Raw genomic sequence first — 7849 nt, forward strand, 5'->3', positions numbered from 1 at the left:
GCAGGGGCGCCGTCTCACCTCAGTCCTCGCGGGACAAGCGACGCAAGCGCTCCCTGCCGGGATCCACCGTGCGAAGGGAAGGTAGAGCCATCAGCGACGTCCCCGCCGTGGTCCGCGTGGGCCTGCCCTCGGTGCGGCGGGCCGAGCAGCGCGACGTGCCGCGCATCGCCGCGACGCTCACCGTCTCCCTCGCCGACTCGCGCTGGACGCGCTGGGCGCTGCCCGAGGACGGGCGGATCCAGCGGCTCACCCGGTGGCACGAGCTCGCCGCCGGTCACCGCGGCGTCGCCACCGGCAGCGCCTGGGTCACCGAGGACGTCACCGCCGTCGCCACCTGGGAGGCGCCTGCGGCGGCGGCCGGCACGGTGCCGGTCCCCGCCGACGTCGCGGCGGCGCTGTCCCGCGAGCTCCCGGTGCTGTCGGGTCCGCACGCCGCCCGGGTGGCCGCCACCCGGGAGCTCGTGGACGCCGCCCGCCCCGCCGGCCCGCACTGGTGGCTGGCCCACCTGGGCACCCGGCCCTCGTCGCGGCGCAAGGGGTTCGGCCGGGCCGTGCTGGAGCCGGCGCTCGCCCGGTGCGACACCGACGGCGTGCCGGCGGCCACGGCGGTGTACACGTGGGCCGGCGTCCGGTTCCTGCGCGGCTCGGGTTTCGAGGTCACCGACTCGCTGCACACCGCCGACGACCAGCTGCCGGTCTGGGTGCTCGTGCGCCCGCCGGGAGCCGGTGTCGATTCCGGCTGAGCCCGTTCGTCCAGGGGGTGAGCGGGCGCGCGGAGCCGCCCGCCGGACCGACAGGAGACCCCATGCCGCACTACCTGCTCACCGTGGTCCAGCCCGGCGACGGGACCCCGCCCCCGCCGGAGATCCTCGACCCCATCGTCCGCGACACCGAGGCCGTGCACCGCGCGATGGTGGACGCCGGCTGCTGGGTGTTCGGCGGCGGCCTGCACCCTCCGGCGGCCGCCACGACGCTGCGTCCCCGCGGGGGTGAGGTCCTGGTCGTCGACGGCCCGTTCGCCGAGGCCAAGGAGCACGTCGGCGGGTTCTCGGTGATCGACGTCCCCGACCTCGACGCCGCGCTGGAGTGGGGCCGCCGCCTGGTCGCCGCCACCACGCTGCCGATCGAGGTGCGGCCGTTCGCCGACGGCTCGGGGCGCCCCTGACGTGCCCGACCCGGACGTCGAGGCGGTCTTCCGCGAGGCGTACGGCCGCGCGGTCGCCGTCCTGACCCGCCTCCTCGGCGACATCGACGCCGCCGAGGAGGCGGTCCAGGACGCGTTCCTGGCCGCGGTGCAGCGCTGGCCGGACGACGGCGTCCCGCCGAGCCCGGGGGGCTGGATCATCACCACGGCGCGCAACCGGGCGATCGACCGGATCCGCCGGGAGGCCGGCCGCGACGCCCGGCACCGGCAGGCCGCGCTGCTCGCCGTCCCCGATCCGCTCCCCGAGGAGGGGGCCGTGCGCGACGACCGGCTCCGCATGCTGTTCACCTGCTGCCACCCGGCGCTGGCGCCGGCCGCGCGGGTCGCGCTGACCCTGCGCCTGGTCGGTGGGCTGTCCACGGCCGAGATCGCGCACGCCTTCGGCGTGCCCGACGCGACGATGGCCCAGCGGCTGGTGCGGGCCAGGGCGAAGATCCGCGACGCCCGGATCCCCTACCGGGTCCCCCGCGAGGCCGACCTGCCCGACCGGCTGGCCGCCGTGCTCGCGGTGGTCTCCCTGGTGTTCACCGAGGGGCACACGGCCAGCGCGGGTGCGGAGCTGGTCCGGACCGACCTGTGCGCGGAGGCGATCCGGCTGGGCCGCGCCCTGGTCGAGCTGATGCCCGACGAGCCCGAGGCGCTGGGCCTGCTCGCACTGATGCTGCTGACCGAGGCCCGGCGTCCGGCGCGGATCTCGGCCGCCGGCGACCTGGTCCCGCTGGCCGAGCAGGACCGCACCCGCTGGGACGCCGCGCTGGTCGCCGAGGGGCAGGAGCTGGTGCGCCGCTGCCTGCGCCGGAACGCTCCCGGGCCCTACCAGGTGCAGGCGGCGATCCAGGCGGTGCACGCCGACGCCCCCAGCGTCGAGGACACCGACTGGGGGCAGGTCGTCGTCCTCTACGACCACCTCCTCGCGCTGGCGCCCTCCCCCGTGGTGGCGCTCAACCGCGCGGTCGCGGTGGCCGAGGTGGACGGCCCGGCCGCCGGGCTGGCCGCGCTGGAGGGCGTCGACCTACCGCGGTCGCACCTGCTGCCCGCCGTCCGCGCCGACCTCCTGCGCCGGCTGGGCCGCCCCGCCGAGGCCGCTGTCGCCTACGACGCGGCGCTCGCCCTGGCCGGCAACGAGCGGGAGGCGGCGTTCCTGCGCCGCCGTCGCGACGAGGTGACGGCGGGGCCGCACCCGTAGCGGCACGACCACCTCCCCGACGTCACTCCCAGGAGCCGCGGCGGCGCTTGAGCTCGCTGCGCTGCTTCTTCGCCTGCAGCCGCCGCTCCTGCGAGCCCCGCGTCGGTCTGGTCTTCCGCCGGGCCGGGGGCGCCGGGGCGAGCGCGGCGCGCAGGACGGCGGCCAACCGCTCCCGCGCCGCCTGCCGGTTGCGCAGCTGCTGGCGGTGCTCGGACGCGACGACGGTGAGCACGCCGTCGACCAGCCGCCCGCCGAGCCGCTCGGCCAGGCGAGCCCGCTGGGGCTCGGTCAGCCCGGGCAGTGCCAGCGGCGCGACGGAGAGCTCGACGCGCGAGTCGGCCGTGTTGACCCCCTGACCGCCGGGGCCCGACGAGCGCAAGAACCGCCACCGCAGCTCCCCCGCCGGGACGACGAGGGAGCCGGTGACGGGGAGGTCACCGGCGGCGTCGTCGGAGGAGGCGGGCACCGGGACAGTCTCGCCTGCGGGGCAACCGGGTTCTCCGGCGCCGGCCACCGCCCCGGTCGCTCCCGACCCGTCCGCCGGCGCGGAGGATGGCACCGTGCCGCCGTCCTCCCTCGCCGAAGCGCTCGCCACCGGTCCGGTGGTCCTCGACGGCGGCCTCGCGACCGAGCTGGAGGCCCGCGGGCACGACGTCTCCTCGGCGCTGTGGTCGGCCCGGCTGCTGCTCGACGACCCGGGCGCGGTCGTGGCGGCCCACGCCGCGTTCGCCGCGGCCGGTGCCCGGGTGGCGACGACGGCGAGCTACCAGGCGTCGGTCGAGGGCTTCGCGGCCGCGGGTGTGGACGCCGCGCGGGCGGAGGACCTCATCGTGCGGTCGGTGCGGCTGGCCCGGCAGGGGGCGCCCGGCTCCTGGGTCGCCGGCTCGGTCGGCCCGTACGGCGCCACCCTCGCCGACGGCTCGGAGTACACCGGCGCCTACGTGGCGGAGATGTCGATCCGCCGGCTGCGCGCCTTCCACCGGCCGCGCATGCAGCTGCTCGCCGAGGCCGGCGCCGACGTCCTCGCCTGCGAGACCGTGCCCGCCGCCGCGGAGGCCGGCGCGCTGGTCGCCGAGGCGGTGGCGCTCGGGATGCCGATGTGGCTGTCGCTCACGACGGTGCTCGACGACGACGGCGTCGCCCGCACCCGCCGGGGGGAGCCGGCCGCCGACGTCTTCGCGCTGGTGGCCGGGGTGCCGGAGGTGGTCGCGGTGGGGGTGAACTGCACCGCACCCTCGGCGGTCGGCCCGTCGCTGGCCGCGGCCGCCGTCAGCGGGAAGCCGCTGGTCGCCTACCCGAACAGCGGCGAGGGCTGGGACGCCACGGCCCGGCGGTGGACCGGTGCGGGCGGCGTGGACCCCGCCGCCGTCGCGGGCTGGACCGAGGCCGGCGCGCGGCTGCTCGGCGGCTGCTGCCGCGTCGGCCCCGACGCGATCCGTGCGATCGCGGAGGAGATCCGTGGGCGTGACGCCCACGGATCTCCTCCGGGTCCCGGCTAGAGGATCGGGTTGCCGCCGGTGACGGCGACGCGCGCGCCCGAGACGTAGGACGCCTCGTCCGCGGCCAGCAGCACGTACACCGGCGCGAGCTCGGCCGGCTGCCCGGGGCGGCCCATCGGCACCTGCTGACCGAAGCTCCCGACCTTCTCCGCCGGCATCGTCGAGGGGATCAACGGCGTCCACACCGGCCCCGGCGCGACGCTGTTGGCCCGGATCCCCTTGTCGGCGTACATCTGGGCGAGGCTCGCCGTGAAGTTGGCGATGGCCGCCTTCGTCATCGCGTAGGGCGCCAGGCTGGGGCTGGGCATGTCGGAGTTCACCGACGACGAGTTGATGATCGACCCGCCCGGGGGCATGTGCGGGACGGCGTCCTTGCACAGGACGAACATCGCGGTGAGGTTGGTGGCGAGGGTGTGGTCCCACTCCTCGTCCGGGACCTCCTCGAGCGTGTCGTGGCTCATCTGGAAGGCCGCGTTGTTGACCAGGACGTCGACCTTGCCGAACTCCTCGACGGCCTTCGGGACGATCGTCCTGGCGTGCGCCCGGTCGGAGATGTCCCCGGGCACCAGGACGCACCTGCGGCCGGCCTGCTCGACGTACCTGGCGGTGTCCTGCGCGTCCTCGTGCTCGGACAGGTAGGAGATCAGGACGTCGGCGCCCTCGCGGGCGAAGGCGATCGCCACGGCTCGGCCGATGCCGCTGTCGCCTCCGGTGATGACGGCGGCCTTGCCGGTCAGCCTGCCGGAGCCGCGGTAGGTCTCCTCGCCGTGATCGGGCCGGGGGTCCATCTCCCCCAGCGTTCCGGGCGGGGTCTGCTGCTGCTCGGGCTGCGACTCGGGGCGCGGTGACGACACGGAGTTCCTCCTGCTGCGTGTGGCGGCGGCCCGGGGCGCTGCTCCCCCGCGGCCTCGCTGTCGGCCTACCCGGCCCCCCGACGGGGAATCCCGACACGCCCCCGGAACGCACGGAACCGGCCGGGCAGCTGCCCGGTCGGTTCCCGTGTGCGTGCGGTCAGGCCGCGCGCTGCGCCTGGTGCCGGGCCACCGTCGTCGGCAGTTCCCAGCGCATCTCCATGTGCCGGTGCCCCGCCTTGTCGACGACGGGCACCCACCTCACCAGCGGTCGTTCCTCAACGCGCATCGTCGCGCCACCCTTCGTTCACCTGTTGTTCACCTTCTGACCCTACTCGGTTCACCGCACACATCTCGGGAGCTCTTGTGACCGATTCGTTACCGGGTCGCACCCGCCGCCGACCGGGCGGGTGCCTGCGCGGGAAGGGACGCCGGGTCGGGCACGCTGTTCCCCACGATGACCGCGACCGCTGCTGCTCCCCTGCTCGACGACCCCGCCGACCTCACGGCGCTGCGGGCCCGCGGAGCCGATCCCGACGAGCTGTTCACCGCGTTCGCCGCCTGGGCCGAGGCGGGCGGGACGACGCTGTACCCGGCGCAGGAGGAGGCGCTGATCGAGCTGCTGAGCGGCGCGAACGTCGTCCTCTCGACGCCGACCGGCTCGGGCAAGTCCCTGGTCGCCACGGGCGCGCAGTACGCGGCGCTGGCGGCGGGCCGGCGCAGCTACTACACGGCGCCGATCAAGGCGCTGGTGAGCGAGAAGTTCTTCGCGCTCTGCGGCGTGTTCGGCGCGGCCAACGTCGGCATGCTCACCGGCGACGCCGCGGTGAACCGGGACGCGCCGATCATCGCCTGCACCGCCGAGATCCTGGCCAACATCGCGCTGCGCGAGGGTGCGGACGCCGACGTCGGCCTGGTGGTCATGGACGAGTTCCACTTCTACGGTGACCCCGACCGCGGCTGGGCCTGGCAGGTGCCGCTGCTGGAACTCCCGAAGGCCCAGTTCCTGCTGATGAGCGCCACGCTCGGCGACACGAAGGACCTCCGCGAGGACCTCTCCCGCCGCACCGGCCGGCCCACCGCGCTGGTGGCGAGCGCCCAGCGCCCGGTGCCGCTGCACCACTACTACGCGACCACGCCGATGCACGAGACGATCCAGGAACTGCTGGACACCCGGCAGGCGCCGGTCTACGTCGTCCACTTCACCCAGGCCTCGGCGCTGGAGCGGGCGCAGGCGCTGATGAGCGTCAACGTCTCCACCAAGGAGGAGAAGGCCGCGATCGCCGACATGATCGGCGGGTTCCGCTTCACCTCGGCCTTCGGGACGACGCTCTCGCGGCTGGTCCGCCACGGCATCGGCGTCCACCACGCCGGGATGCTGCCCAAGTACCGGCGGCTGGTCGAGCAGCTCGCGCAGGCCGGGCTGCTCAAGGTCATCTGCGGCACCGACACCCTCGGCGTCGGCATCAACGTGCCGATCCGCACCGTCGTCTTCTCCGCGCTGAGCAAGTACGACGGCACCCGGATGCGGCTGCTCAACGCCCGCGAGTTCCACCAGATCGCCGGCCGGGCCGGGCGCGCCGGCTACGACACCGCCGGCACGGTCGTCGTCCAGGCGCCCGACCACGAGGTGGAGAACCTCAAGCAGTTCGCGAAGGTGGAAGGCGACCCGAAGAAGCGCCGCAAGCTCGTGCGCAAGAAGGTGCCCGAGGGCATGGTGCCGTGGTCGGAGGCGACCATGGACCGGCTGGTCGCCGCCGAGCCCGAGCCGCTGACCAGTCACTTCCGCGTGACGACGGCGATGGTGCTCGACGTCGTCGACCGCCCCGGCGACCCGTTCGCCGCGATGCGCCGGCTGCTCACCGACAACCACGAGCCGCGCAGGAAGCAGCTGCGGCACATCCGCGAGGCGGTCGGCATCGCCCGCTCGCTGCTGCAGGCCGGCGTGCTGGAGCGGCTGCCCGAGCCCGAGCCGGACGGGCGGCGCTACGACCTCACCCTGGACCTGCCGCCGGACTTCGCGCTCAACCAGCCGCTGTCGACGTTCGCGCTGGCCGCGATCGAGCTGCTGGACGCCGAGAGCGACACGTACGCCCTCGACGTCGTCAGCGTCATCGAGGCGACCCTCGACGACCCCCGGCAGATCCTCGCCGCGCAGCTGAACAAGGCCAAGGGCGAGGCCGTGGCCCAGATGAAGGCCGAGGGCATCGAGTACGAGGAGCGGATGGAGCTCCTCGAGGACATCGGCTACCCCAAGCCCCTGGAGGAGCTGCTGGGGCACGCGTTCGAGGTCTACACGCGGACCAACCCGTGGGCGCGGGACGCGCACCTGTCGCCGAAGTCGGTCGTCCGCGACATGTGGGAGCGGGCGATGACCTTCCGGGAGCTGGTGAACACCTACGGGCTGACCCGCTCCGAGGGCGCGGTGCTCCGCTACCTCTCCGACGCGTTCAAGGCGCTGCGCTCCGGCGTCCCGGCGGCCGCGCGCACCGAGGAGGTCACCGACCTGGTCGAGTGGCTGGGCGAGCTGGTGCGCCAGGTGGACTCCTCGCTGCTGGACGAGTGGGAAGCGCTCACCGATCCCGATCAGCCGGTGGACCAGCCGGTCGCCGTCCCCGCGCGGCCGCGGCCGCTGACCGGCAACGAGCGCGCGTTCACCGCGATGGTCCGCAACGCGCTGTTCCACCGGGTGCAGCTGTGGGCCCGCCGGCGCTGGTACGACCTCGGCGAGCTCGACGGCGGCTCCGGGTGGGACGCCGACCGGTGGGGCGAGGTCGTGCGGGCCTACTTCGCCGACCACGACGAGGTGGGCACCGGCGCCGACGCCCGGGGGCCGGCGCTGCTGGTCTGGGACAAGGGCACGCCGGGGGTCTGGCGGGTCCGGCAGATCGTCGACGACCCGGCCGGCGACCACGACTGGGGCATCGACGCCGAGATCGACCTGACCGCGTCGGACGAGGAGGGCGTCCTGGTCCTCCGCGTGATCGACGCCGGCCGCCGCGACTGATCCGCCGAAGTGGGGCCGTCGGGGGGGCGGGGCCCGGCGCCCGGGGCGGCGGCGTGGGGGCGCGGGGGGGCGGGGGCGGGGGGGGGGGGGGCCGGGGGGTGG

Annotated in this window: 7 protein-coding genes; 5 read left to right on the forward strand and 2 right to left on the reverse strand. The window is 75.4% G+C overall.

Going from position 1 to position 7849, the window contains the following annotated elements:
* Positions 1 to 68: 68 nt before the first annotated feature.
* The 3 genes from ACK586_RS17710 to ACK586_RS17720 all read left to right on the forward strand — a co-directional run bounded on the left by ACK586_RS17710 (position 69) and on the right by ACK586_RS17720 (position 2390).
* Positions 69 to 743, forward strand: coding sequence for an N-acetyltransferase (locus ACK586_RS17710; protein ID WP_409331814.1), 675 nt, complete (start codon positions 69 to 71; stop codon positions 741 to 743).
* Positions 744 to 805: 62 nt separating this feature from the next.
* Positions 806 to 1165, forward strand: coding sequence for a YciI family protein (locus ACK586_RS17715; RefSeq protein ID WP_409331815.1), 360 nt, complete (start codon positions 806 to 808; stop codon positions 1163 to 1165).
* Position 1166: 1 nt separating this feature from the next.
* A complete protein-coding gene (locus ACK586_RS17720; protein ID WP_409331816.1) occupies positions 1167 to 2390 on the forward strand; it encodes an RNA polymerase sigma factor in 1224 nt (407 codons plus the stop codon).
* A gap of 22 nt (positions 2391 to 2412) precedes the next feature.
* On the opposite strand, the gene arfB is transcribed toward ACK586_RS17720, so the two are convergent.
* Entirely contained in the window at positions 2413 to 2856 is a 444-nt protein-coding gene (arfB, locus tag ACK586_RS17725; protein WP_409331817.1) for an alternative ribosome rescue aminoacyl-tRNA hydrolase ArfB, read from the reverse strand.
* A 94-nt stretch (positions 2857 to 2950) separates the two neighbouring features.
* Between arfB and mmuM the strand changes: the two genes are divergently transcribed.
* Positions 2951 to 3889, forward strand: coding sequence for a homocysteine S-methyltransferase (gene mmuM / locus ACK586_RS17730; protein WP_409331818.1), 939 nt, complete (start codon positions 2951 to 2953; stop codon positions 3887 to 3889).
* Here mmuM and ACK586_RS17735 read toward each other — a convergent pair.
* Positions 3886 to 4743 (reverse strand): SDR family oxidoreductase, encoded by an 858-nt coding sequence (locus ACK586_RS17735; RefSeq protein WP_409331819.1) that lies wholly within the window; start codon positions 4741 to 4743, stop codon positions 3886 to 3888. The genes mmuM and ACK586_RS17735 overlap by 4 nt on opposite strands.
* A gap of 454 nt (positions 4744 to 5197) precedes the next feature.
* Here ACK586_RS17735 and ACK586_RS17740 point away from each other — a divergent pair, with 454 nt between their 5' ends.
* A complete protein-coding gene (locus tag ACK586_RS17740) occupies positions 5198 to 7747 on the forward strand; it encodes a DEAD/DEAH box helicase (protein ID WP_409331820.1) in 2550 nt (849 codons plus the stop codon).
* The last annotated feature ends 102 nt before the right edge of the window (positions 7748 to 7849 follow it).

Origin of the sequence: Trujillonella humicola (assembly GCF_046233715.1) — a bacterium.
GTDB classification, from domain to species: domain Bacteria; phylum Actinomycetota; class Actinomycetes; order Mycobacteriales; family Geodermatophilaceae; genus Trujillonella; species Trujillonella humicola.

Coding starts and splice junctions, on each gene's coding strand:
- ACK586_RS17740 (WP_409331820.1), top strand. CDS start 5,198: ATGACCGCGACCGCTGCTGCTCCCCTGCTCGACGACCCCGCCGACCTC.
- ACK586_RS17715 (WP_409331815.1), top strand. CDS start 806: ATGCCGCACTACCTGCTCACCGTGGTCCAGCCCGGCGACGGGACCCCG.